The 26,454-nt window shown below is 39.1% G+C and carries 25 protein-coding genes; 2 read left to right on the top strand and 23 right to left on the bottom strand.

Annotated elements, in window-relative coordinates; genetic code table 11:
* Positions 1-179: 179 nt before the first annotated feature.
* Positions 180-1,736: a GMC family oxidoreductase gene (locus IPP61_07385; GenBank protein ID MBL0324989.1), complete on the top strand. Its 1,557-nt coding sequence runs from the start codon at positions 180-182 to the stop codon at positions 1,734-1,736.
* Positions 1,737-1,785: 49 nt separating this feature from the next.
* Here the strand turns inward: IPP61_07385 and IPP61_07380 are convergent, their stop codons facing one another.
* The 15 genes from IPP61_07380 to IPP61_07310 form a co-directional block, all read right to left on the bottom strand.
* Positions 1,786-4,086 (bottom strand): glycoside hydrolase family 3 C-terminal domain-containing protein, encoded by a 2,301-nt coding sequence (locus tag IPP61_07380; GenBank protein ID MBL0324988.1) that lies wholly within the window; start codon positions 4,084-4,086, stop codon positions 1,786-1,788.
* 359 nt (positions 4,087-4,445) lie between these two features.
* Entirely contained in the window at positions 4,446-5,507 is a 1,062-nt protein-coding gene (locus IPP61_07375; GenBank protein ID MBL0324987.1) for a membrane dipeptidase, read from the bottom strand.
* A gap of 143 nt (positions 5,508-5,650) precedes the next feature.
* A complete protein-coding gene (locus IPP61_07370) occupies positions 5,651-7,174 on the bottom strand; it encodes a serine hydrolase (GenBank protein MBL0324986.1) in 1,524 nt (507 codons plus the stop codon).
* A 109-nt stretch (positions 7,175-7,283) separates the two neighbouring features.
* Entirely contained in the window at positions 7,284-8,255 is a 972-nt protein-coding gene (locus tag IPP61_07365) for an aldo/keto reductase (protein MBL0324985.1), read from the bottom strand.
* A 171-nt stretch (positions 8,256-8,426) separates the two neighbouring features.
* Positions 8,427-9,761, bottom strand: coding sequence for a cell division protein FtsZ (gene ftsZ, locus IPP61_07360; GenBank protein MBL0324984.1), 1,335 nt, complete (start codon positions 9,759-9,761; stop codon positions 8,427-8,429).
* 27 nt (positions 9,762-9,788) lie between these two features.
* A complete protein-coding gene (ftsA, locus tag IPP61_07355; GenBank protein MBL0324983.1) occupies positions 9,789-11,183 on the bottom strand; it encodes a cell division protein FtsA in 1,395 nt (464 codons plus the stop codon).
* A 56-nt stretch (positions 11,184-11,239) separates the two neighbouring features.
* Positions 11,240-11,995: a hypothetical protein gene (locus IPP61_07350; GenBank protein MBL0324982.1), complete on the bottom strand. Its 756-nt coding sequence runs from the start codon at positions 11,993-11,995 to the stop codon at positions 11,240-11,242.
* Between the two features lie 2 nt (positions 11,996-11,997).
* Entirely contained in the window at positions 11,998-12,774 is a 777-nt protein-coding gene (locus IPP61_07345; protein ID MBL0324981.1) for a GNAT family N-acetyltransferase, read from the bottom strand.
* A gap of 1 nt (position 12,775) precedes the next feature.
* Positions 12,776-13,882: an undecaprenyldiphospho-muramoylpentapeptide beta-N-acetylglucosaminyltransferase gene (gene murG / locus IPP61_07340; protein MBL0324980.1), complete on the bottom strand. Its 1,107-nt coding sequence runs from the start codon at positions 13,880-13,882 to the stop codon at positions 12,776-12,778.
* The gene (locus IPP61_07335) at positions 13,866-15,053 is read right to left on the bottom strand and encodes an FtsW/RodA/SpoVE family cell cycle protein (protein MBL0324979.1); all 1,188 of its coding nucleotides are present in this window, start codon (positions 15,051-15,053) and stop codon (positions 13,866-13,868) included. Before IPP61_07335 ends, murG begins: the two co-directional genes overlap by 17 nt.
* A gap of 174 nt (positions 15,054-15,227) precedes the next feature.
* Entirely contained in the window at positions 15,228-15,629 is a 402-nt protein-coding gene (gene mscL, locus IPP61_07330) for a large conductance mechanosensitive channel protein MscL (protein MBL0324978.1), read from the bottom strand.
* 28 nt (positions 15,630-15,657) lie between these two features.
* Positions 15,658-16,575, bottom strand: coding sequence for a DUF3078 domain-containing protein (locus tag IPP61_07325; GenBank protein ID MBL0324977.1), 918 nt, complete (start codon positions 16,573-16,575; stop codon positions 15,658-15,660).
* A gap of 23 nt (positions 16,576-16,598) precedes the next feature.
* The gene (locus IPP61_07320) at positions 16,599-17,429 is read right to left on the bottom strand and encodes a mechanosensitive ion channel (GenBank protein ID MBL0324976.1); all 831 of its coding nucleotides are present in this window, start codon (positions 17,427-17,429) and stop codon (positions 16,599-16,601) included.
* Complete coding sequence (locus IPP61_07315; protein MBL0324975.1) at positions 17,413-17,619, bottom strand: hypothetical protein; 207 nt, start codon at positions 17,617-17,619, stop codon at positions 17,413-17,415. The genes IPP61_07320 and IPP61_07315 overlap by 17 nt, the downstream gene beginning before the upstream one ends.
* A complete protein-coding gene (locus IPP61_07310; GenBank protein MBL0324974.1) occupies positions 17,616-18,215 on the bottom strand; it encodes an RNA polymerase sigma factor in 600 nt (199 codons plus the stop codon). The genes IPP61_07315 and IPP61_07310 overlap by 4 nt, the downstream gene beginning before the upstream one ends.
* A gap of 307 nt (positions 18,216-18,522) precedes the next feature.
* On the opposite strand from IPP61_07310, the gene IPP61_07305 reads away from it, so the two are divergent.
* Positions 18,523-18,831, top strand: coding sequence for an SCP2 sterol-binding domain-containing protein (locus IPP61_07305; protein ID MBL0324973.1), 309 nt, complete (start codon positions 18,523-18,525; stop codon positions 18,829-18,831).
* A 374-nt stretch (positions 18,832-19,205) separates the two neighbouring features.
* Here the strand turns inward: IPP61_07305 and IPP61_07300 are convergent, their stop codons facing one another.
* From IPP61_07300 to IPP61_07265, 8 genes are all read right to left on the bottom strand, one after another.
* On the bottom strand, positions 19,206-20,288 hold the full coding sequence (locus tag IPP61_07300; protein MBL0324972.1) for a DUF3810 domain-containing protein: 1,083 nt from the start codon (positions 20,286-20,288) through the stop codon (positions 19,206-19,208).
* A 101-nt stretch (positions 20,289-20,389) separates the two neighbouring features.
* Positions 20,390-21,916: a Do family serine endopeptidase gene (locus IPP61_07295; GenBank protein MBL0324971.1), complete on the bottom strand. Its 1,527-nt coding sequence runs from the start codon at positions 21,914-21,916 to the stop codon at positions 20,390-20,392.
* 163 nt (positions 21,917-22,079) lie between these two features.
* Positions 22,080-22,505, bottom strand: coding sequence for an Hsp20/alpha crystallin family protein (locus IPP61_07290; GenBank protein ID MBL0324970.1), 426 nt, complete (start codon positions 22,503-22,505; stop codon positions 22,080-22,082).
* 174 nt (positions 22,506-22,679) lie between these two features.
* Positions 22,680-23,078, bottom strand: a complete 399-nt coding sequence (locus tag IPP61_07285) for a hypothetical protein (protein ID MBL0324969.1) — start codon at positions 23,076-23,078, stop codon at positions 22,680-22,682.
* A complete protein-coding gene (locus IPP61_07280) occupies positions 23,075-23,527 on the bottom strand; it encodes a DUF3592 domain-containing protein (protein ID MBL0324968.1) in 453 nt (150 codons plus the stop codon). The genes IPP61_07285 and IPP61_07280 overlap by 4 nt, the downstream gene beginning before the upstream one ends.
* A 3-nt stretch (positions 23,528-23,530) precedes the next feature.
* A complete protein-coding gene (locus IPP61_07275) occupies positions 23,531-24,556 on the bottom strand; it encodes a hypothetical protein (protein ID MBL0324967.1) in 1,026 nt (341 codons plus the stop codon).
* Positions 24,557-24,571: 15 nt separating this feature from the next.
* Complete coding sequence (locus IPP61_07270) at positions 24,572-26,149, bottom strand: hypothetical protein (GenBank protein ID MBL0324966.1); 1,578 nt, start codon at positions 26,147-26,149, stop codon at positions 24,572-24,574.
* Positions 26,146-26,424: a hypothetical protein gene (locus IPP61_07265; protein ID MBL0324965.1), complete on the bottom strand. Its 279-nt coding sequence runs from the start codon at positions 26,422-26,424 to the stop codon at positions 26,146-26,148. Before IPP61_07265 ends, IPP61_07270 begins: the two co-directional genes overlap by 4 nt.
* Positions 26,425-26,454 lie beyond the last annotated feature (30 nt).

Raw genomic sequence — 26,454 nt, 5'->3', positions numbered from 1 at the left:
ATTCTTCAAATTTCCCATCTAATTCAATTCCCTCCAGCTTTAGCTGGAGATTATATTTAAACTCAACCAAAATCCCGGCTTTAGCCGAATTTTTGCATCACGAAAAATAATTTGAAAAAATTAAAATCTACATTCCGGGATTTTTATCTAAATTTCAAATAAATATCTTTCAATCTTAAATGGAATATGACTACATCATTATCGGCAGCGGTTTTGGGGGCTCGGTTTCCGCATTACGACTTTCCCAAAAAGGCTATAATGTGCTGGTAATCGAGCAAGGAAAATGGTTTAACAAACCCGATGACTTCCCTAAAACCAACTGGAATCTCAGAAAATGGCTCTGGATGCCCGCTTTAGGACTAAGAGGAATTTTCAAACTCTCGTTTTTCCGCCATGTGACCGTACTCAGTGGCACTGGTGTAGGTGGTGGCTCGTTGGTATATGCCAACACCCTCCCCATTCCCAAAAATGAATATTTCAACACAGGATCTTGGGCCAAACTCACCGACTGGAAGTCAGAACTCACTCCGTTTTATGCATTAGGAAAGAAAATGCTGGGTGCAGTGCCTCACCCCTACATGAGCCGGAGCGACAAAGCCATGCAACAGCTCGCCACTGAAATCGGAAAGCCCGGGTCTTTCGAAAAAACCGATGTGGCTGTGTATTTTGGAAAACCCGAAGTCACCGTACCTGACCCATATTTTGATGGCCAGGGACCCGACCGCACCGGTTGCTGCCTTTGCGGTGGTTGTATGGTAGGCTGCAGGTTCAATGCCAAAAATACCCTGGATAAAAATTACCTGCATCTGGCACAAAAAGCCGGAGCAAAAATTTTGGCCGAAAGCCGTGTTTTTGATGTAAAACCAATAGGAACACATGGTGAAAACGGTTATGAAGTATTTTACAAACCTACTTTTCCCACTTTCGGAAAAACGCAAAAAATAACAGCCAAAGGGGTAATTTTTGCCGGAGGAGTGATGGGAACTGTTAAACTACTTTTAAATTTAAAACGCACAAGTCTGCCCAATCTTTCTGATAAACTCGGGCATGATGTCAGAACCAACTCTGAGAGCCTTATCGGTGTTACCACTTTTCAAAAAGTGGATATGACCGAGGGAATCGCTATAGGTTCAATAATCCAGCTGGACGAGAGCCGCCATGTAGAACCCGTAAAATACTCTGCCGGCTCCGGATTCTGGAGGTTGTTTTTTGCACCCATGGTCTCAGGCAACTCCATGATTTCTAGGGCTATAAAAGCCGTTTCCAAGCTTTTCACCGAACCCAGGAGCCATTTGAAAGCTTTTGCCATTGACGATTGGAGCAAACGCACCCTCATCATGCTCTATATGGAAAGTATTGATTCTACACTACGATTTTCAAAAGGTCTTCTCGGAAATATGACCTCCCGACTCAGCAGTGGTCCACCTCCCGAAGGCAATAATCCCAAAGCTCAGGAGCTGGCCCGAAAAATGGAGAAAATCATTGATGGTAAAGCCATGGTAATGAACATCGAAACCATACTGGGTATTCCTACTACGGCACACATTCTGGGTGGAGCGGTGATGGGAAAAGATGAAACAGAAGGCGTTATAAACCGGGATAATCAGGTTTTTGGTTACGAAAATATGATGATTTGTGATGGAAGTATGATTTCTGCAAACATTGGTGTTAACCCCAGTCTTAGCATTACAGCAATAACCGAACGGGCAATGAGCCTTATTCCTGACAAAAAATAAGCCGCCGGAAAATTTATTCCCGACGGCCATTTTTATTGAAATCAAGCAATTACTTCATCTTCAGCACATCGTTCACTTTTTCTACTACCAAGGTTTTAGGTAATGTAAAATCTTTTTGCAAAAGAATATTTCTGCTCGATGCACCTATTTTTACGGTATATTTTCCTCCTTCTGCCACCCATGCCGAAGTTGTATCGTCAAATGAGCAAAGGTCTTTGGCATCAAGGGTAAATGTAAGCGTTTGTGATTCTCCAGGAGCCAATAGTTTTGTTTTTGCAAAACCTTTTAACTCTTTTTCAGGTTTTTCAATATTACCAACAGGAGCAGTCAAATACAATTGGGCTATTTCTTTACCCGCTACTTTTCCGGTATTTTTTACAGTTACAGTTGCCACTATGTTTTTACCAAAAGTAGGGCTGCTGAGTTTTAATCCTGAGTATTGGAAAGTAGTATAGGAAAGTCCGTAACCAAACTCATACGCGGGCACAATATTTTTCTTATCAAAACCTCTGTATCCAACATAAATACCCTCGAGGTATTCTATTTCGGCAGGCTTACTACGCATCATGCCACCCAAAGTATGGCCTACCTGGTCTTCCAGTTCTTTTCCGGGAAATCCCGGAGCGGCTGGTTCATCTTCGTATTTGATCGAGAAGGTAGTAGCAAGTTTTCCTGAAGGATTAACTTTCCCACTCAAAATATCAGCAATAGCATTACCGGCTTCTTGTCCTGGCTGCCAGGTGAGAAGAATACCGTCTACAAGACTTTTCCAGCTTGCTGTTTCCATTGGTCCTCCTACATTAAGAATAACCACCACTTTTTTGCCCTGAGCACGAAATTTTTCTGAAACTGCTGCTATCAAAGCTTTTTCTGCATCGGTAAGATTAAGGTCATTTTCAACTTTTCTGTCAATAAATTCACCAGAAATCCTTCCGATAGTAATAATCGCCAAATCAGCCGTAAGTGCTTCATTCATATCCAGTTGTGCTACCGGCAATTCGTTTATAACTGGTGGCGGCATAAATGGCGACCTGTTTTTCGGTTGTTTGTCTTTTTCTTCTTTCAGATATTTCTCATAAGCACCCTGGATACTTTTATTCAACCCAAAACCTGCGTTCTCCAGACCCTGAATGAGTGAAATCGTGTAGGCTTCGTTGACATCACCACTTCCTGTTCCACCTGAAACCAGATTATATGCGAAGTTTCCGAAAGCTGCAATTTTCTTGCCTATGGTTATCGGTAAAGCTGCATTATCATTTTTTAATAATACCATACCTTCGGTAGCCGCATTTCTAACTATGGCCTGATGGGCCACCAAATCGGGATTATTGGAATATTTATATCCTGCATAAGAAGGCGATATTTTCATAATATCCAGAATACGTTCAACGTTGGTATCAAGCACTTTCTCGTCTAATTTACCTTCTTTCACTGCTTTTACGATAGTTTCATATTGTTTGATGGTACCCGGCATTATCAAGTCGTTTCCGGCTTTCATTTGTTCCACAGGATTATCTCCTCCAAACCAGTCGGTCATCACAAATCCTTTGTATTTCCAGTCCCCACGAAGTACATCGGTCAGCAGTTCACGGCTTTGAGAAGTATAAGTCCCATTAAGTTTATTGTAAGAAGACATCACTGTCCATGGTTTACCTTCTTTTATAGCAATCTCAAATCCTTTCAAATAAATCTCTCTTATGGCTCTTTGACTTGCTTTTACATTGATTGTATTGCGGTTGGTTTCGTGATTGTTCATCGCAAAGTGCTTCAATGAAGTACCTACACCCTGACTTTGGATTCCTCGAATAATGGCAGCACTCATTTTTCCAGCCAAATATGGATCTTCCGACATATACTCAAAATTCCTACCTCCCAGCGGGTTACGGTGAATGTTAATAGCAGGCCCCAAAATCACATCCACTCCGTACTCTTTCACTTCATTTCCCATGGCTTTTCCCACCTGATCAATTAATTGGGTATTCCAAGAACATGCCAGTAAAGATGAAATCGGGAAAGCCGTAGCGAAATACTTTTTAGTCTCGTTTGGTCTGTCGGGCATAATTCTTAAACCAGCAGGGCCATCAGCTACTACCATACCTTTGATGCCTACTCTGGCATTTTCGGCGGTTGTACCAGCTGCTCCGGGCACACGTGTTTGTGTCTGACCAACCACCGGGCCACCATTCATTTCGGCTGGTAATGTAATTCCTGGCATATTCATACCCATACCTACCACCAAACGGGCTTTTTCTTCCATAGTCATGGAGACCACAATCGCCTTGCTGGTTTTTATCTGAGCTGATGCTGCAACAGCAACAAAGCACAGGACCGTCAATAGTTTTACTTTCATATTTTTAAAATTTATTTTGAAAAATCTTATTGTATCACTTTGATAAAATAAGAACAAATGTATCATGCTTTGTAGGAAAGAAATATGGAATTGGTCAGTTTTTTTCCTGAGAAAGTAAAAAAAATAGTTTTAATCAGGAAATAACTAAAGAATTAAGGCAGGATTTGATTATTTATTTGTCTGAAAAAAAGAAAATAAAGCTGAATCAACTAGAAAGACAGGGTATTGATTTTGAGGAGTTTAAATGTGAACTATATATGTATTTATATTGATAGAAGGATTTGCTTTCACATTGTTCGATATGATTTTTAAAAAAGATAAACTTTTGGTATAAAAATGATTACAAATAACCTTCTATACTATTCAGGTAAGTATTTCCTCAAAAAATTAAGAAAATTTCCACTCATTATTTTCTCAATATCCGAAGCTAAATATCCTCTTTTTTCAAGCAGGACGCTTAATTTCTGAAGATCAGCGATGGTTTTCAGATCATAAGGACATTGTTCTCTTCCAAAAGCCCCGTCAAGATCAGAGCCAATGCCAGCATGGTTGGCATTCCCTGCCAACTGGCAGACATGATCAATGTTGTCAACCACCTGTTCCAGACTACAGCCTGTATTTTCCGGAGTCGAAACGCCCCGTATCCAGTCAGGTACCAGCATCCAGGCATCAAGGGTAGCACCTATCACACCACCTCTTTCGATTATGGCAAGTATCTGCTCATCAGAATATTGGCGGTTATGATTCACAAACTTTCTGGCATTGTTATGACTAGCCCACAATGGCCCGGAATAGTTTTCAATGGCTTGCCAGAAGGCATCATCACACAGGTGGGTCATGTCGAGAATGATCCCCAGACGTTCAATTTCCTTTAATAATTCCAAACCATTTTGATTCATTCTTCCCGTGGAATTGGTGCCATTGGCATATCTGCCTTCCCTGTAGTGAGCAGGGCCAATCGCCCTTAGTCCGCTTTCCCAGGCTTTTTCAAGATACGAAACCTCCACTATGGAATCGGCACCTTCAAGGCTCAAAATATATCCAATTGTGTGTTTATCTGTATTCCAGGCATTCAAATGGGCTTCCAGATCTGTCTTCGTTTTAATCATTCTCATCTCACCGGCCTCTTCCATGGCTTTGTACCATGCCAGCTGGCCCTGAGTCTGTGCCCAGGCCTGAGCAGGAGAATTCCAGCCGGGTAAATCACTCTCCTGTTTCACATAGCGGGCGATTTGGGTTGCAACCACCAGTCCGATATTGCCTTTTCTCAATTCAGGAAGTGAAACTGTTGCCTTTCCCCGGTCGGGCTTATCGGTTAAGTTTTCCTCCCGATTATTAATCTCCGATAAAGGTCTGGTAAGGTCACGATTCCATTCCAGAGCGTTCATAGAAAGATCAAGGTGGGCATCTAAAACAAACATATCTTAATGAATAACAGTCTTTTTATTTAACATTCCAACCCATAAAATTCCTCCAATGTCAAATTTTCTAAAGACATTGGAGGTGAACCACACCACAAGTCCAAAATTATATTTGCTGACAGATCCAGTCAGGAGCAATTTCCTTATCGCAAGACTCCTTCCAAAGGCACACGATCCTGTTTTTGATTCCAGATATTAATGACATCCATTTTTACTGCATCACCATCAAATTTGCAAATAACTGTTTCGGTATGCGGGCTTTCAATGTATCTGAGGGTAAATTCAAGGGTGTTTTCATCAACCCAGGTGAAGCTCCCTGTCACATCAAATGCTGGAAGGCCCTTCCTGTTGGCCATTGCTCTGGCCACAAGATATGGCCCAAACTTGGTGGTTTTCTGATAATTCCATTGTTCTCTTCCAAAACTTATCAAATGGTCAATAGAGTCGGTTCTGAGTTTAAGTAAGCAGCTTTGGCTGTCAAAACTAAAGCTTGCCGAAATTACTTTTTTCGCAACTTCTCCCTTGAAAATCACCTCTTTACCACTCAGATATTTTTCCATTTTACTTGAGTTGATCTTGTCAGGAGCACCCAATTTAAGGGCTTTAAGTTTGTCATTTAATCGCGTCAATTCTTCCTGATTAGGCTTTAGAGGCTTGGGACCCATTGCCGGTAAAATATTCTCCCACATAAGGTTGATTTCGCTCTGCATATCAGTAGTTTCGGCTGTGAAAATCACCACTGCGTCTTTCTCTGGTAACATGATGATAAACTGACCATTGGCACCGTCGCCACGGTAACCATTGTTACGGCATCTCCACATCTGGTAGCAATAGCCTTGAAGCCAGTCACTTTTGGCCAGTTCGTCGGCCGATGCATCAGGTTTTTGCATAATTTTCATGGTCGAGGCTTCATTGACCCATGCTTCGGGAAGTATCTGCTTGCCATTCCACTTGCCTTTTTGTAAAAACAATTGACCAAACTTGGCCATATCTTCGGTCTTAAGTCTAAGTCCCCAGCCGCCCACATTGATATCATTTGGGTCCACTTCCCAGTCTATATTTTTGATTCCCAGAGGCTCAAATAATCTTGGAGTTAAATAGTCTATAATCTTTTGACCTGTAACTTTCTGAACAATGGCAGAGAGCATGTAAGTAGCCGCAGAATTATAGAGAAATTTAGTACCGGGTTTATTTTCGATTGGCCAGGCAAGAAAGCTTTTAATCCAATCATTTCCACCCATGATATGGCCGGGCTCTTTTTCCATACCTACGCTCATGCTCAGCAGATCTTTTACTTCCAAAGCTGCCAGGTTATCACTTATTTTTTCCGGTAATTTATCAGGAAAAAAACTAATTACTTTGTCGGTCACTTTTAATTTTCCTTCACTAACCGCCAACCCAACTGCTGTGGCAGTAAAGCTTTTGGAGCAAGAGTACATGGTATGTCTGAGGTCTGACCGATAAGGATTCCACCAGCCCTCTGCCACTACTTTTCCATGCCTTACAATCATCATACTATGAAACTCCACATTGGATTTTTCGGCAGCCTCAAGGAATTTTATGATAGCTGATGATGGAATACCTTCAGCTTCGGGGGTACTTCGGGGAAGTGAGCCCTGAGCCCACACGGAGCAGGAGATCAATAGGAAGAAGAATATTTTTTTCATTTTGTTTATAAAATTTAAGGTAAAAATAAATGCATTGTATAAAGTCCAAGTTAAGTTGGGGTTGAGTTCTTTTCTATTAAATTCAAATCATTTCTAAGGAATTATAATGTCACATACTCCACTCTGTAGGAACACGATCCCAACGATGCTTTTTGAGCTCAGAAAGTAAGTCAGCATCAAGACCAAGACCATCACTACAGCCCATATTGATTTCCACGTTTTTGATACGCCGCATACCGGGAATGATAGTAGAAATGTCGGGATTGGCCAGAATAAACCTGAGAGCCATTTGGGCCATCGACATATCCTGAGGGATCAATGGCTTGAGGGCATCGGCATGTTCTACGCTAGAAATGAGGTTTTCGGGCACAAAATATTTTGAACGCCAATCATTTTCAGGAAAAGTAGTTTCTTTGGTGAAAGTTCCAGTAAGTGTGCCTTCGTCAAATGGAACACGGGCAATCACAGCAATATCCTTTTCCCGACAAAGTGGCAAAAGGTTGTCTCCAGGTGCCTGATCAAAAATGTTGTAAATCACTTGTACTGAGTCAATAAGTCCGGTTTTTATGGTTTCGAGTGAATTATCCGGCTCCCAACGGTTTACACTTATCCCCCAGGCTTTAACTTTACCTTCCCTGGTGAGTTTTTCTATAGTGTTTTTCCATTCGTCCTGAGAGGCCCATTCGTCTTCCCACACATGAAACTGCTGCAAATCGATGCATTCCACTCCCAGGTTTCTCAGACTACTTTCTGTGTATTCGACAATGTAATCAGCAGGAAAAACGTCTGCGATATTAGAACCTCTTTTTGAGGGCCAGATACGATTCTTTGGTGGAATTTTGGTTGCCACATAAAGTTTCTTGCCTGAATTTCTTTTGAGGGTTCTATTCAGGATTTCTTCACTTTTACCATTACCATAGGCCCATGCGGTATCAAAAAAATTGCAACCGAGGTCTATTGCTCTGTCGAGGGCGGCATTGACTTCGGTTTCTTCTGAGCCTGTCCAGCCCGCCATACCCCACATACCGTAGCCCATTTCGCTTACCATCCAGCCGGTTCTTCCAAATTTTCTGTATTTCATTTTATTTTCTATTTAAGGTTTATTTAGAGCCAGTGGAAGTTTAATATTTGCAATAAAGAAATGGTTGAAAACGGGTTGAAATTACAGATAATTTTTGAGGATTGAGAAAATAAAAACAAAAAACTCCGGCAATAACCGGAGTTCAGAAATTACTATTAAGAATTAGTTTTTTCAATCAATCAATTTTTGGTTGCAAAGCTCGGTGTACATGTCAAAAAGCTCAATTTTTTCCATGTTCTCTTCCTTGATGGAATCAAAATCTATCAGGCTAACTCCGTATCTTTTATAGGCAGGCCCTTCATTGAGCTCATTGAAATCCGGGCCATATTTTACCATGTTCTGAATTCTGCTAATCAGCTTATCTTCCTGCTCAAAAAGACTGATTTGATTAGTTGATTTTGGTATTACAATTCTGGATGGCTTTTCCGGCAAAACAGCATCCAGACCTTTTCCAACTTCTGATTTAGGCAAAACAGTTTTTATGGCCGGTTTTTCATTATTCTCTTCAATCAGGTTTTCATCAAATCTTGCAGCCACAATCGTAACCCTCACTTTGTCTTTTAAAGAGCGATCAATTGCAAAACCGTGTTTGAATATTTTTGCCCTGGATTTTATCTGACTTTCTACAAAATCAGTAACTTTTGCCTGATCCGACATTTTGATTTTGTATTCGGGCAGTTCGTCAGAATAAGCTATTGATACCAGAATTCGCTTGGCTCCCTTGATGTTGTTGTTTTCTAGAAGTGGCGAATTCAAAGCAGCCTCAATGGCCAAAGAGGCACGGTCAGAACCCGCAGCTTCCGCTGAGCCCATTACAGCATGCCCTGCATCACCCAGGACAGTTTTAACATCAGCAAAGTCAAGGTTTACAATCCCGGGTCGGGTTATAAGCTCAGCTATACTTTTCACCGCATTGGCCAAAACTTCATCGGCTTTTTTGTAGGCAGACTCGATGTCGAGATCGCCATACATTTCAACCAAACGGTCATTTTTTATAACCAAAACTGTATCACAAAATTCTTTCAGTTTTGCAATACCATTGGTTGCCTGTTCAAATTTATCGTACCCTTCGTGACGGAAAGGGTCTGTTACAACTCCTATTGTTAAACGATTTTTTGCTTTGGCAAGGCGTGCTATTTCCGGAGCAGCACCAGTACCGGTTCCTCCACCCATACCGGCGGTAATAAATACCATCTCGGTGGGATCTTCGAGTATATCTGTGATTGCTTTTTCACTTTCAATGGCTGCCTGTTTACCTACTTTCCAGTCGGTTCCAGCACCCAGACCTTTGGTCAATTCGGCACCCAACTGAATTTTAATTACCTCATCGGGAAATTGTTTCAATGCTTGCTGGTCGGTATTACAGGCAACAAAGTCAACATTATGGACTCCCTGCTGGTACATATTGAGCATGGCGTTTCCACCACCACCACCAACCCCAATCACCTTAATGATTTTGGGCATTTCGGCTTTAAATTCCAACTCGTAGCTAGGTTCAGTAATCATAAAAAAATCTTTTAATTAAGCACAAGGTTAATAAATATCATTCATTGGGTCTTTTTCATCGGTCAACATTACTTTGATTCTTTCAAACAATGGCCTTTTAGGTGGTTTGATATCTTTATCTTTTTTGGCACTATTGGTTTCAGGTTTTTCAAATTTTTCAACCTGAGGCTCAACAACGGTTGCGTGTTTTAGAATGTGATTGCTCATGCGGCTGTCAAATTCCTGATTTGAAGCCAGTAAAAGACCCAAAAGTGTGGAATATTTTGGCCTGCGAAGCATTTCAAAACCATTCAAATCTATTTTTGAAGATATTTTGGCTCTGCGAACACTTTTTATTTTACAAACTTCCACAAATACATCTTTCGCAATACCCATTGAAGCAGTACCCCCTGTAAGAATGATACCGTTGGTAAGTAAACCATCAAAGCCAGAGCGGGTGATTTCACTTTTGATAATGGCGGCAATTTCTTTTAAACGCCACTCCACAACCAAAGAGGCATTTTTTAATAATACCTCAATAGAAGCAAGGTCATTTTTTCTTTCAATTACAGCCACCTCATTTTCAGAAATACTGGCCGAAGGAAGATTTCCGCATATTTTCTTGAGAACTTCTGCTTCTTCATAATTGATATGAAAGGCATCACGAAGGTCCTGTGTAATGTGATTTCCGGCAATAGGAATCGCTTTGAAATATCTAAGGCCATTTTTATGAAAAATACAGATTTCTGTAAGATCAGCTCCGACATTCACAATAGCCACGCCGTTTCTTTTGTCGTCAATGGTATGATCCAAAACCGAAAAAGCATCTGCCACGGGACTCAACAATAGGTTATCTACCTCAATGTGAGGAAGTTTAGCGGCATTTGATTTTGGAGTTACATTTTTTAGGGTGTAATAATAATTGGAAAGGCTCTCATTTTTTGAGGTAAGAAAATAAAAATCACCTCCAATCTGAACTCCAAATTTTCCCACCACTTTTTCTCCGGCTTTTACGTCGTTGACATAAAAATCCTGAGGCATACAATGCAATACCACTCTGCCCGGTTGAGTTTTAAAAGTTACCCTCACATCGTTGATAAGCTTGTCGACATCGGCTTGCTGAATCTGTTTGTTGTCACCAGACTTGGTAACTTTTCCTTTGTGCGAATGACCTGAAATATCGGGATTGGCATAGTTGACATTCACTGATTCAAGGTTAAAATCAAGATTATCAGACAATTCCTGCAGAACTTCATCAATAAGCTCGGTAGTGCGTTTTGCATTTTCTATTTCACCATTTTTAATGGCTTCATCCTCGGGGAAAACAGATTTTTCATGAAAACCAACTATTTTCAAACTGCCGTCGGATTGTATTTCACCTACCGCTGCACTTACTTTAGATGCACCTATATCGAGTCCTACAACGTAATTTTCCTCTTCCATGTCAGATTTAATTTTATAAAATCCTATTATTTTATCACAAACTTATTTAAAATCACTCAATTACATACTATTTGACCCTCGTATTTTACACTTACATTAGAAAACCCGCTCCATTTCTTTTGGGGGAGTATCTGGGTGTAAAATATCATCAACTTCCTAAGTTTACTTTCTGCTTTTTCCGGTCTACCAAATTCGATAATATGATTACCTAAAAGTGGAAGCATTTTTATCTCCTTAAATCTATTGATATCCAACTGGTGAATCTGTGCTTTCCAGAATTCATCCTGATCCAAAATATTTAAAAGATACACCAGGTCCTCATTTTGTTTTTGTTTCAAATGTCTTCTTGCCTCAAAAAAATCACCACTAATCAAAAGCACATTAGGGCTAAAATGGGGAGAAACCGGGAAAATATTGCCTTTTGAATCGATAAAACGGTCAGGTTGGGCATTTCCAAGAATTCTTGCCACCGGCCGGTAAACCTCCACATCAAGATTGAGGTATCCCTGTAAATCAAAATACGCCTGACAGCTAGCAATGTAACCACTCTCCAGAATATTTTTTTCAACTTTTGCCAGATCAACTTTTTCGATAATTTTTCCCTCATAGGGGTCGTTTCCGTATTGAGTCACCCATTTTTCAATATCGGCTTTGGTAACCATTACCTGCTCAGAAGCCTCTTTTATGTTGATTTCCAAACCCTTACATCTTCTTGATGAGTTGTTTTTGGTTGCCGCAAAAACCAAAAACGCTGCCACGCCTACAAATACGGCGGCCAGAATATAGCGTATTGGTTTTTTTAAATCGGGCATTTTCATAACATCTCCAAAAATTTATTAGGTTCTGCTAAAAGTTTAAACCTGTCGGCTTCTTTAGTTTCCAGATCCGTCTGGCACCATTCTTTCAGGGTTTTATTATCCTGATTCCATTTGCTTCCATCCCAAAATTCCAGGCCTTTGTGGTCCCTGATTTTGTACAATGCAGCAGGTTTGTAGGCTGTACCCAAATAGATATACTTTTTGCCATTTTCCTTACTCCATCTGATTACTCTCCACATCATCCATTTTCCAAGTGAGTGGGTACGCATATATTCAGTGTCAAAAAACGCAAACCAATAATGCACCAGTTTGTCGTTAATAGCAGCCAAAACATATCCCAGCACTTTTTCGGAATTAGAAAACCTGAAAATATGGGTACCTGTGGTTTGTTTCAAAATATAATCCCAACGTTCCAGGCTCATGTTGTCTTCACCGATTCGCTCATTGATATATCCCGCACAAAAGTCTCTGAACTCAGGTGCATTGAGGTCAAACTTATCTTTCTCAATAACTTCCACTTTGATTTCCAAAGGCTCTACCAGTCGGTTAACACGTCGGTTTTCCGAAGTATCATCAAAGTTTTCAAGGTCAACTCTTAAGCTTCGGGCAAGGTAAAACAACTCATTTTCGATCGCGATATTGCCGGTATAAGGGAGAAATCCTTTGTCATAAATCTCAGTGAGTTCAGCCTGGGATTCTTTTACGGCATATACCGCATAGTTGAAAGTATAAGTGCCGTAGTCAACGTTATTTTCGGATAAAAATACTTTCATTTCACTTGTCGGTTATTGAGAAAATCTGGTCCACAATCTCTTTTGCAGCCAAAGGTTTTGCAAATTTCTTAATATTTTCCGACAAATCTGAGAGCTTCTCTTTATTTGCCACCAATTCGCTTACCGTATCCATTAGTTTTTCGTTTAATTCCGAATCTTTTATAAGCACTGCAGCATTTTTTGAAGATAAACTGAGGGCATTTTGGGTTTGGTGGTCTTCAGCAGCAAATGGATAAGGCACCAAAATAGCCGGTTTTGCTACTAATGAAAGCTCCGAAACAGATAATGCTCCAGCTCTTGAAATCACGATATCAGCTGCGGCATAAGCCTGATCCATTTCATAAATAAAATCAGAAACATAAACTCTGGAAGTCTGTAAATTCCCGACTTTCTCTTTTGCCTGATCAATAAAAGTTTTTCCTGTTTGCCAAATAATCTGAATATCAAGATTGAGTAATTGCTGCAAGCCTGCTGCTATGGATTTATTGACACTCAATGCCCCGAGACTTCCGCCCACAATCAAAAGCGTTTTGCGGTCAGGCTCCAGACCAAAATGCTTCCTGGCTTCACCAGAGTCGATTTTGGAATCAATCAAATCACTACGAACAGGATTTCCGGTAAAAACTATTTTTTCATTCGGAAAAAACTTACCCATATCAGGATAAGCTACACATACTTTCTGTGCTTTTTTTGATAAAATCTTATTGGTAACTCCTGCATAAGAGTTTTGCTCCTGAATGAGTGTTTTTATACCTAAAAAATTGGCCATCCTAAGGGTAGGGCCACTTGCAAACCCCCCAACTCCGATGGCCATATCCGGCTTGAAATTTTTCAGGACACTATAAGCTTTCAGAAGGCTTTTTATGAGTTTTATTGGAAATGAAAAATTTGCCAGCATGTTTGACCTGTTGAATCCGGCAATCGGAAGACCCACAATGTTGTAGCCTGCTTTGGGTACTTTTTCCATTTCCATCTTTCCCAAGGCTCCAACAAAAAGTATTTCGGTATCAGGTCGTTGACGTTTTATTTCATTGGCTATAGCAACAGCCGGAAAAATATGACCGCCGGTACCTCCTCCCGAAATGATAATTTTAAGCTGTTTTTTCATTTTTTTCCGGATTATGGTTTTTTGTAACACTCAAAACAATTCCTATTGCCACTGAAGTAAACAATGCCGATGTACCTCCCATACTGATTAAAGGGAGTGTCTGGCCCGTCACAGGGCCCAGGCCAACATTGATAAACATATGGGCAAATGCCTGCAAAACGATACTCAAAGTAAGACCCACACTCAGCAAACCGCTGAATGCCCTGGTGGTAAATTCTATATTAAAAACTCCCCGGTAAAGTAACCAGAGGTAAAGTAGCATTACCGCCATTCCGCCAATGAGGCCGTATTCTTCTATAATGATGGAATAAATAAAATCAGAAAATGCATCGGGCAGGATATTTTTCTGGCTGCTGTTTCCGGGACCAATACCAAAAACCCCACCTTTCGCAATAGCAATAAGAGCGTAATTTTTCTGGTCACTTAAACTTCCATGTTCACCTCCGGTGAGTCCGTCACCATCAAGGTCATGGTTGACAAAGCTTTCCATACGATCGATTACTGTCTGCACACGACCGATTTCGATATTGGCACCTCTTTTTGCAATTAAACCTAAAGCTAAAACCCCCACAACACCCATCACTACCACTGCCACCATTCTGAACAAAAACCTTTTAGGAACACGACCTATCCACATTATCAAAAAACATGTAATTCCTAAAATGACAGAAGTAGAAAAACTGGAAATTGAAAGTAGCCCAACTGTAAGACCAATCCAGGTAATCATATACCAAAGGTCGCTTGCTTTATACTCTACGTGTTGTCTGCGTGCAAGCATTGCGGAAAGGTTGGTTATAAGCACCAACCTCACAAAATCTGAAGTTTGAAAAGACAAACCTAATATTGAAACCCATCGGCGGGCCCCACCCACGCTTACACCGAAGAGTAAAGTATATATTATTAAAAATGGGGTAATCCATAAAAAAATAGTGGCAAGACCTGAATATTGGGTAAAATCAAACCGGTGAATTACATAGGTTACAAACAATCCCAATCCCAAAAAAAACGAATGTTTAAGTAAAAAAAACTCGGTATTACCATCGGTTTTACGATAAGCAAGTGCACTTACAGAGCTGTAAACCACCAAAATACTGATTACAGATAAAAGAACAAGAATGAACCAAATCTGCCTGTCACCATGCAGATGGCGTTTAAGTTTAAATGAGGTCATTTCGGATTAAGAATTATTATTTAAGCACGTATAGAAACTAATGATGTTTCGGTAATCAAAATTAATAATATATTCCAAAAAAATTAGCAATGGTTTTGAAATTAATTTATAAGAAAACAAAAAAGGGGAAAAGTCTCTCGATTTCCCCTTTTTAGTATTTAGTTTACCCAAATATTATTTTTTAAGGGCATCTCTTATCTCTGTCAAAAGATCAATCTCGCTTGGTCCGGCAGGTGCTGGGGCTTCCACAGGTTTTTTGGTTTTATTATATGCTTTTACAATAATAAACAACACTATACCAACCATTACCAAATTGATGATGGTGTTGAGCCAGGAACCATAGTTGATCGAGTTTTCTGGAGTTACTACTTTCCCCGTTGCATCAATTACAGCCTCATCAAGCACTATTTTGAGCTGGGCAAAATCAACTCCTCCCACAAAATGACCAACAAAAGGCATCGCGATTTCTTTCACAAAACCGTTTATTACGGCATTTAAAGCGGCACCAAGAATAACTGCAACAGACAAATCGATAACATTGCCTGTCATGATGAAATTTTTGAATTCTTTTAACATGCTTTTTTTATTTAAGTTAAAAATATAGTTACAATTGTACTGCGAAGCCAAGGTTAGCTCCACCATTTATTTGCCAGGGTTTCAGGCCTTTGGGGCCGGTTTGATCCCAGTCATAAATTCCCAGCACTGTGGCATTGAGATTAACGTACTTATTGAGTTTATAAGACGCCAAAGCCGACAAGTTATGGTCAAAAGCTTTAAATGTATAAGGGGTAAATGTTTGCCATCTCCATTTGAGATTGATTTTTTCAGTCAGGTTTTTGTCAAATGAAGCCACTGCCTGAAAACCACCTTCAAGTCTAAGTTTTTTACCTCTTTCTACGCCATAAATTTTTTCGGCTCCTTTATAATATTCAGAATCCCAAACTTTTTGATTGGCTACTATAGTCTGACGTAAGGTAGCACCTCCCAATGATATGAAAAAAAATGATTTTGGTTTGTACTCAAGACCTATTCCCTGAGTCAAAAATGCCGGAGCAAATAAATTGGAAATTATCGGAAGTTTCTCATTGGAATAATCATAGCCTTTGATCATCTGTGATAATAAAGTAGCTCCAGCAAACCAATTTAATTTTGGATTAATTTTCTTCGCGTACTTAGATTCTGCAAAAAGTCGGTCCAGGTTTTTACGGGTTTCTTTAGGTTTGTCTTTCGAATAATTGGAAAGGGTACCTAATTGTAACTGTATGTCGTTTGTCCAAACACCAGTACCTTTAAAGAAATCTGATTTATTACCAAAAACTCCACCTAAAACAATATTGTTAACACCACCACCTTGCCAGTTTTGACTGAAAGCCGAGCCGCTAAGATTGGCAGCCAATTGGGTGTTTCTTGTCCACCAGCCGTATTTCAAGGAATCTTCCTTGTTAAGAAGCTGAGGTTTTTGTGCATAAGGAACTGATAATGATAAGATTAAGAATAATCCCAGAAGTGTACTTTTTTTCATTTTTATAGAATTAAGTTATAAATTTATTTTTTATAAACAACCAGTTTTTCGTTTTGTAAAACTTTCAAAGGAAAAATAGTTTCTCCTTCTTCTGTATCTAAAACGATACTTGTGTTGTCCATTTTCTGGATTGTACCTTTTACTCCGCTGATTTCAACTATCTGACCCTCAGTATATTTGTTTTTTGAATAAAAGGAGCTTACAATATTTAGCAGGATGTCTTTAGATGCAAAACCATAACCGATACTGAAAGCCAGCACTATTCCTGCTATCAAAATATTAAAACTTGACTCCAGTAAAGATGTATTGATACCAGCCTGGCCAAGTGCTAATATTACCGAAATAAATAGTACAAAGAAAAACACACCAAGACCTATGAGTTTTCCTGATGCAATATTGAAAGATTTGGTAAGCGAATTGACGAAATTTTTTGCCAAATCAGAGACAAAAAGACCAATTAAAAGCATTACCGAGGCCACAATCAGCTTAGGAATAAAGTTTACCAGCATCAAGAACATATTGCTAATAGCCGGTACTCCAAGCGTGTCGGCTGCCGAAACCGACAGAAATAGCATGACAAAAATATAAACTACAGTTGCCAAAATTTTACTAAGTTTAAAATCAAGGTTAAACTTTTTGATGGCATCAATTTCTTTTATTTTGTCCCCAACTTTATCAATTCCAACTTTGGAAAGCACATTTCTGATTAGAATTGAAACCGTTTTTGCAATTATCCATCCTACTAATAAAATCACAACCGCACTGACCAGGTTAGAAAAGAAAGTTGAAAATTGGTCAATGAGTTTGGTAAAAGTATTGATGAGTATGTCTTTAATGTTAGGAAGTCTGTTCATTATTGTCGTTAATTTTATTTGGTTCTAATTCTTGCAACATCTTAAACCCTGCTTTGAGGTTTTCGCCAAAAAACATATTTACAATTGAAAGTGTGTCCCGAATGATTTCAATCTCAGACACGAGCATCTCCTTGAGGGCTTCTTTGGCCATCATGGTGTCGTCATCCTCGAAATCATCAAAATTGCTCATTTTCGCAATAAATATATAATTTTTAAAATTATCAGAGCAAATACAGCCATGTTTTCCAAATATAGCTTTCTGAGTTTATCCTTACTCCTTAAAAGCCTCATTTTCACTGCACTTTCCGAAATTTTCAGTGTCTCCGATATTTCTTTAATACTAAAATCGTCCTGATATTTCATCAAAAGCAAGGCTTTTTCATCACTCGGCATTTTTTCCAGAGACTTATGCAGTCCCTGACTTTGTAATTCAACTAAACCCGAATCATCCGAATCTTCAATATCGTAGTTTTCGTCTAGAGCATATTCTTTTTGTTTCTTTTTGACTCTGATCTGATCCATACAATAATTATATGTAATCGAATACAGCCAGGTCGAAAACTTGGAGGTTTCTTTGAACGTCCCGATTTTCACAATCAATTTCAGAAAAATATCATGGGTAAAATCCTGAGCTTTTTCCTGATCGTAAACAAAAGAATAACACTTTCGATATACTTTATTGGCGTAGCGGTCGTATAACTCTTCGAAATAAGTATTCCTTTGAGTGTCAACATACAAGGCTACCAGTTCCTCGTCTTTTAGATGTTTGAGTTTAGAGTTCTTCAATTTTGACCGATTTTTTTAAAAAAGTAACTTTTTGGTTTAAATTTTCACTCATGGCTATTGCAGAAATTTCATATTAAGGGACGGTACAAATTTAGGCTATTTTTTATAACAGAGTGACGAAATTGCTTATTTTATGGTTATTAACCTTACACATTTATGTTTTTATAAAATTAACAATTTATACTAATAGCTTTAAAATTAATACTTTACATTAGATTTAAAAAACATTTTGCATATAAATCGCCTATTTATACCAAATCGTTTTCGGCGGAACTATTTAAATATTAATTTTGAAAAAAAACAAAAGATGACACTTCAGGAATATTTCGAAAAACTTAGTTCAAAAGTCAATCCCGACGAAATTGAGGGTATTGATACCAAAATAAATTTTGACCTTAAAGGCAAAGAAGTTCATATCATAGTGAAAGACAAAACTATTACTCAAGCCGAAGGCCTCGCTCCTGATGCTGAGGTTAGTATCACTGCAAAAGAGGACGACCTGTTGTCAATCATTAAAGGTGACACCAACCCCATGATGGCCATGATGATGGGTAAAATAAAAATTTCAAATCCGGGAGCAATGATGAAATACGCCAAATTACTGGGTTTGATGTAATTTGTTTTTTGCCAAAAAAAGTTAACCTTAAAAAAATTTAAACACAATAATGAGATTTAAGAATCCAATCATTTTATGGTTGGATTTTTCTCAATTCTTCATTTTGAATACCTGGCAAAGTCATATTTTATGTATTAAAAAAAATTGCTTTGTACTTATTTGAAGTTAAAAGCGGCCAAATTCTAAATATCTTTCATAAAAGACTTAAATAAATTTTGTGAATAATGGATAAGAAATTTAGATGAAAATACCACTACTAACCTCAAAATCAAACACTTGAAAGAAAAAATAATGAATAAAATGCTAAGGAAATTGGAGGTTAAGGAAAGTTTTCTAAGGCAAGAAAGCATGAATGACCCTTAAAACAGGTTAAATTATTTTTTCCCATTAATCTGTTTCCTCCTCTCAGCAACCAAAAGCTCAACCACCAGATCATAAGAACGGGAACCCTGCTCCACGCCATTGGAGCGGAGGAAAAGATCATAAAAAGGTGAAACAATATACCGCTGGATTGGATTTTGGAACTGTTTCCAGTGATTTTTTTCTTTTTCATAATCTCCTCGCACCTGCGGGATAAGCAAATTATAAAGTCTTTTGGAATAAACACTGTCTATTTCCCAGACTTTTCCCAATGCCCTGAAGGTAGTTCCATAATAGGCTGAATATCTGAACAGTGGGTCGGGGTGATTTTTACAGGCCAAATAGGCCAAATAATTGGCTTCGTCTTCTGATGCAAAACCCAGTTGATGGGCCATTTCGTGCGTGGTAACAAATGGCAAATCATAAATCATTCCCAAATCGTTGACGTTGGCTTCACCCGTTGGAAACATATAAACACCACTTGTGCTCATATATGAAAGCAAGGTGCTTCCAGCTGCTTTTTTTATAGAAGGATTTTTATAAGTTAAAAATGGATACCTGATTGCCAAATTTTCGTAAGCCTCGGGTGCTTTGTCAAATACCGTTTCGATGGAAGTTTTTTCAATATCATTTTCATGTAACCGTTTTCTCGCAATATTCACGGAATCAATCAGAGCTTCACAAAGGTTAATCACTTCCTGGTTGCTAATATTTTCACGGTTAAGGTTCATTAATTTTTCTATTGGCATCTTATGGTATGCAAGTCCCCAGCTAAGCATAAAAAACAAATACAAAGGAGAAAAATATGCCAAAATATTGATAAACAACCGCTTAAAAGTCCTTTTTTTGTTTCTAATCAATATTAAAAACCTCAAAAAACCCAATATTAGTAGTCCCGAAAAAAAATATACCAACATCAAACCCAACGAAAAATCAAAATTTGACATGGCTTTTCGCAATAAACCAGAGAAAATTCTGAAAAATCCGCGGGTGTAATTATACTCTATCCACTGGTGATTTGAGGCAACTATTTTGAATATCAACCATTGAACAGGAATAAGAATTATGCTGATGATTTTCCAGCCACGAAATTTCATTTTCTTTTGAGTTTTTGGGAAAAGTAAAATTAGAAAAAATATAAACAAAAATGCCCGAAGAAACAGCTTTTCTCCGGGCAGGGATGTATTTGGAAATTGTATTATTCTAAAGGAATTCCGATACAACTGGTGCGGTTAGGGCGGTCTTCGTATATACCGCATATGAGCACCCCTTCGTCACCATTTTTTTGTGCCTGATTGATGAGGTCCCGCACTTCTTTGGCAGAGCTCACACGCACATTACCTACACGGGTGATGATGAAGCCTTCTTCAATGTTGGCATTTTGTGCCAAAAGCCCATCAGGATCAACTTCCGCTACTCTTACTCCGTATTTTGTGCCTAATTTATCTTTGTCTTTTGAAGAAAGCTCTTCCAGTTTGATTCCCATTTTTCCGAAAGCTGTTGATAGCTCAGGGTCTTTTTTCACCAAGCCTTCGCCTCCCTGATTATTTTTCAAAGTAACGGAATAGTCTTTTACTGCCCCGTCGCGGTTAATGGTTAAAACTACTTTTTCACCCGGACGCTTCCTTCCGATCAATTCTCTGAATTTTGGCTCAGATTTAGTGTCAATTCCGTCCACTTTGGTGATAACATCGCCTTTTTTGATACCAGCTTTTTTAGCAGCACCTTCTTCGGTTACTTCTGCGACATAAATACCTTCATCAATATCCACATCAAATTCTTTGGCGTTTTTGTTGTTTAGTTCCACAGGCCCGATTCCTACAAAACCACGCTGAACATTGCCAAATTTTATCAGGTCAGTCGAAACTTTTTTCACGATACTTGATGGCACCGCAAATGCATAACCTGCATAAGCACCATTGGGCGAAGCGATGGCAGTATTAATTCCAATCAAATGTCCGTTAAGGTTTACCAAAGCCCCACCACTGTTTCCCGGATTTACGGCAGCGTCGGTTTGGATAAATGACTCAATAGGAGAATCTGATTTTTTATCGGAGTTCTGACCTCTCTGGTTTTGCCCTAAAATATTGATATTTCGTCCGATAGCACTAATAATACCTGCAGTCACTGTTGATTCAAGGTTAAAAGGATTACCCACAGCCAATACCCATTCTCCGATTTTCACTTCGTCGGAGTTGCCAAATGTTATGGTCGGAAGCCTTTTTTCTTCAATTTTTATCACTGCAATATCTGTTGAAGGGTCGGTACCTACTACCGTTGCCTCATAAGATTTTTTATTGTAGGTGATTACCTCTAGTTCGGAAGATCCATCTACTACGTGATTGTTAGTCACGATATAGCCATCTTCAGAGATGATAACACCCGAGCCCGAAGACTCCTGATTTTGGGTTCGCGGACCACCGAAGAAGTCTTCATCCATTCCAAAAAACTGATCAAAGATTGAAGGCATCTGTCTAACAGTACGTGTTGACTTGGCCTTGATGTGTACTACGGCGGGTGCTGAGGCACCGGCAGCATAAGTAAAATCACCGGGCTGACCGGCGGGCATATTTGCAAAATTTACTAAAGAGCCATTTCTACCCGAACCTGCCTCGTTGATTATCACATCGTTACGGTATCCATCTATGGCTTTGTATCCGGCTATGGTGGCTACGCTTGCTGCCACTGCAATGAGGGCTGTTTTCCAAGAGTTGCTTAAATTCATAATTTTCAGATTGATGTTTTTACAAAATTATTTTTTGATATAGCAATAACGCAATTCTTTGAAAGAAAATTTACGTATGAATAAAGTTCTTAACAAAAATTAACTAAAAAGCACCCCACCAGAAATCCGGCGAGGTGCAAAACTATTCTCCCTTAAACATCTGTTAATTTATCGAAATCAATTTTGGTTCTTTTGGCTTGGCCTCTTCTTTTTTAGGAATCACCAAATTTAACACGCCGTCTTCATACACCGCCTCAATTTTATCGGTATCGACAGTTTGCGGCAACCTGAAAGATCTCTTGAACGAACCGAAGCTATATTCTTTTCTGATGTAGTTTTCGGTTTTTTCTTCGTTTTCGGTTTTTTCTTCTGCCGAAATGGTGAGGTTACGCTCATTCACTTCTACCTTGAAGGCATCTTTTTTGTACCCCGGAGCGGCCAGTTCTATTTTGAAGTTGTCTTCAGTTTCTTTAATGTTGGCTGATGGTACCTCAGGGTTCCATTTACTTAAAGCAGGTTCACCGAAAAATTCGTTGAACAAAGCAGGGAATGAGTTGAGATTGTCGAAATTTCTTACTAACGTTTTCATAATATTGTTTTGTTTTAATGTTTTACAAAATTTGTTTGATTGGCATTGAACAAAACTTATTCCATATGATTTTTCAGGACAAAATGGCCGATTTTTTTATATTTATCCTAAACTTGTAATGACAAAATGGCTGATATTTTGTTTTTCAATATGTCATTTTTACATAAAATTTAATCAAAACTCCTCCTCCATTTTTACATCAAAAGCAAGCCCATGCAGGACCCATTTGGTAGAAGGTTTATAAAACTCAAATGTAAACCTGATGGGCTGGCGGTCAAAACGACCCATTACGATATACATCATGTAGCTCTCGCCCAGTTTCTTTTCTTTAACAATCTCATGACCGTAAAAATTTCCAAAAGTGTCGGGTGTAAGTGTAGCCATCTGATCCTGAAGGTTTTTGATTGCATCCTGATTTTGGGCCATCCATTTATTTGAGGAAAAAGCCTCGGTAATTGCTTCATCGGTTCCAATAGAAACAATGTCTTTGAAAAATTTATCGACACTGCTTTTGGGGGTGACTATCTGGCCAAACGATGCCAGGGAGAATAATAATAATACGATAGTTTTCATGAGCTAAAAAATTTTTGAAAAATTATTCCGAAAAAAGTAAATACTATACCTAAGCCTAAAAGCACAAAAATGAATAACCAGGAAAAACCCATGCTGGCATCTTGGGGGTCTTTTTTATTGTAATATATGGACACTTTTTGACCGATTTCAAATCTGGGTGGACGGCTAAATTCTGTTGAATAAAACAACCTTGCTTTTCCTGTAGCATCAATATACTGAACAACCGGAGCATATCCTTGTCGGTAATTTCCACCATCAAGTCTGATCACTTCACCAATTGTTTTTGTGGCTTTTTGCATAAAATTGTAATTATGGATGGCCGTAAAACAGGCCAAAGCCAGTAATAATAAGCCCAAACCCCAAAATGCCTTTGGGAAGTTTTTATCCCAAAATGAGGGCTTACGGTATCTTTCGCCCTGAAGCCGGACTTTTAATTCTTCTTTGGTCATGGCTTACCAGGGTCTGCGTTGATAATAGGTTACATAAGCATCCCCATCGATTATTATCATAGGGTCACCATTTTTGGGATGGTTTCTTTTTTCGAAACTATATACTTTTTGGCCTTCATTTCGGGAGTTGACATAGATGCGGTTTCCGGCGAGCCGCCAGGTTCCACTGTCAGCCGATTGACTCGAGCTGCCACCATAGTAGCCACCTCCGTAACCCGAAATGGAGCTTTCGGCCTGATAAGTATAGGTGCCGTTGGCATTGATATTGATGCATCGGCTTGAGCTACTGCTTGCGTTGGGATTGGTAAGAGAACTTACATAACACCATTTACCGGCAATACTTTGGTCAACTGTTCCTGGATTGGAATTACCAGCAGAAGTGGCATTTTGCCCCGAACTCTTGTAACCTGCATGACCACGTACAAAGGTGGCATTTACCCCCTCGCCCGTCACAGATAGGGCTTTTCCCACAAACATCACATAGAATTGATGCTCGCCGGTCTGGTCGCGACTTGTAAGGGTATTGCCATTTAAAGTGTAGGTAAAAGGGCTGCCATTGTACATTCCTTTTCCGTTGGCTTTAAACTCCAGATCTGCACCTTCGGTGGTCCATTGACCCAGTAGTTTTTCAATTTTAGTACTTTCTGTTTTAGAACCGGACGCTGTTTTAGGATTCTCTGTAGGTACAGCAGCGGTTTTCGGGCTGGGCCTCGTTGATGATTTTGTAAAAGTGATGGCATCGTCCAGGTCTCCTCCACTTAAGGTAAGGTTATTTCCAGAGAGTTTATAGGTGTAAGATTCATTGGTGTCCGGCCCTTTGATCAGGAGTTTATTTCCGCTAATTGTATAAGATATCGCCTCTTCATCAAAGACGCCCTTTCCACCGGCTTTGAGGCTAAGCTTCATTTCGTAGCCAAACTGGGTGTTGACCCATTCTCCCAGAACTCCACCTGAAGAATTTGAATTTACTTTGGCACCAATCTGTGCAAAGGTGGCCATTGAAACCAGAATTAATAATATAGTTTTCATATTTAGAAATAAGATTTATTCTCTGTAGGTTATAAATATTCTTACGTATTTCCCGAGTATATTTTCTGAATTGGTAGGGTGATTTTTGATTTCAATAGTATTCCCATTTAACACATAATCAAACTGATAACCGTTGGTGGCAGAATAAGAAGGTGGCACCAAGTCATCAGATCTAAGGGCAGTCAAAGGCTGGCTACCATAATCCACAAAAATATTCACGGCCAAAATTCTGGTAGAAGAAATACCCAGATCATATAATTCCACACCACCTTCATTTACTGAGGTTCTTAATATGGCTGGCATCAGGGCGTTTTCTTCATAAAATTTGGTTTTTATTTTTGGAGCATCAGACCCTAACATAGTGTAACCGTCAACTTCTAATTTCGTATCCGGCTCTGAGTCTCCTATTCCTACATTTGAGCCGGTAAGTTTAATCCTGTTTACATCGTGAATCTGCAAGCCTACACTATGGGTACTTTTTATATAGTGATTTAAATCGCCAAAGGCCATCAAAGCAACCGATTGTGCCTGCCAGTTTGTTGGTATTATTCTAATGCTTGAATAGTATTCGGTAGAGGCATCATAAACAACAAGGGCATGATCTAAGGTGTTGACACCACTGGGTACATTTAAGCCGATTCTTAAGGTTGTGGGAAATATTGTAAGCCTGTCAAGCGTATTGGTTTTTAAGGAAAATCGTCCGGAAGTTTGGTTTATTGAAGATTCGGAGAAAGCCGCCGAAAATTCCATTCCACCACCTGCGTTATCGATAAACATATTGGTATTAGGGTTGTTGGATCTGATATGTAAATTGTAATTAGGAGCCACTCCAATTCCTACCAAAGGATTTGAGCCGTTTCTAATAAATAATTTTCTGCCAACCCCAAATTCATCAAAATAGGTGTAATTGTTGGTTTCATCATAATTCCACTCCCAGTTTTTATTGTCAGAAGTGTTTCTGAGCCTGATTCCTCCGTTGTCAATCTGAAGTTTTTGTTGTGGGTCTTTGGTATTTATCCCGACGTTTCCGTGAAAAGCCAATTTTTTATCCCAAAAATCTCCCCAAATGAGAGGATCTGGTGTATCATTATTTGAAATGTATAACTTGTTGCTTCCCGGCTCATTTTTTCCAGCCTGATAGCCGATATACACTCCTGAGGAATCGGGACTATCAATAGTGCCATATCCTGCCTGATAACCAATTGCGGTATTTTTACTTCCGTAAGTTATTCCCAGAGCTGAATTTCCAACGGCAGTGTTATAACTGCCCGCCGTAGCACTATTCAAAATACCCCCTCCAATACCAACATTAAATTTACCGGAGTTTCCATATAAACTTGAGCTTCCAATCGCAATATTAAATGTGCCGCCAGTTCCATTGGCCATGGCACTATTTCCAAATGCTATATTATAGCCCTGAGTGTTGTTTTTGAGAGCATCAAAGCCGAGTCTAAGGTTTTCGGGTGAATTTGATTTACTGCTCAAAATACCTTCGGGGGTAATAGTAAAGCTAGTATTATTGCTTTGCAAAACTTGATTCTGGCCATAAATCAATACCGGAAATAGCATTATTGATAATAATAGTTTCTTCATATTTTAAAACCATTTATTTTGAAAATCATCCATAACATTAATCTTTCGAAAAGTTTTGGTCTTTTTACTAAACTCAACATATGGTGTTGTCTGAAATACATCCATGCCAAAGTTTTTCTTTTTAGTTTTTCGTTGGGTTTTATATTTTTTAACCGAAAAAAATCCTGAATTTCAAAAGCAGCAGCTTTAACAATTGGCATGGTAAAAGATTCTTCATAAAATTCTATTCCAAGGCCGTAAAATAAATCATTGGGACTGTCTGCTTGATTATTCATTGGGTTTTTAGAAATTAGCCAAAACTATTG

This window comes from Cytophagaceae bacterium (assembly GCA_016722655.1).
Taxonomy (GTDB): Bacteria; Bacteroidota; Bacteroidia; order Cytophagales; family Spirosomataceae; genus Leadbetterella.
This window is presented reverse-complemented; position numbering and strand designations above follow the sequence as displayed.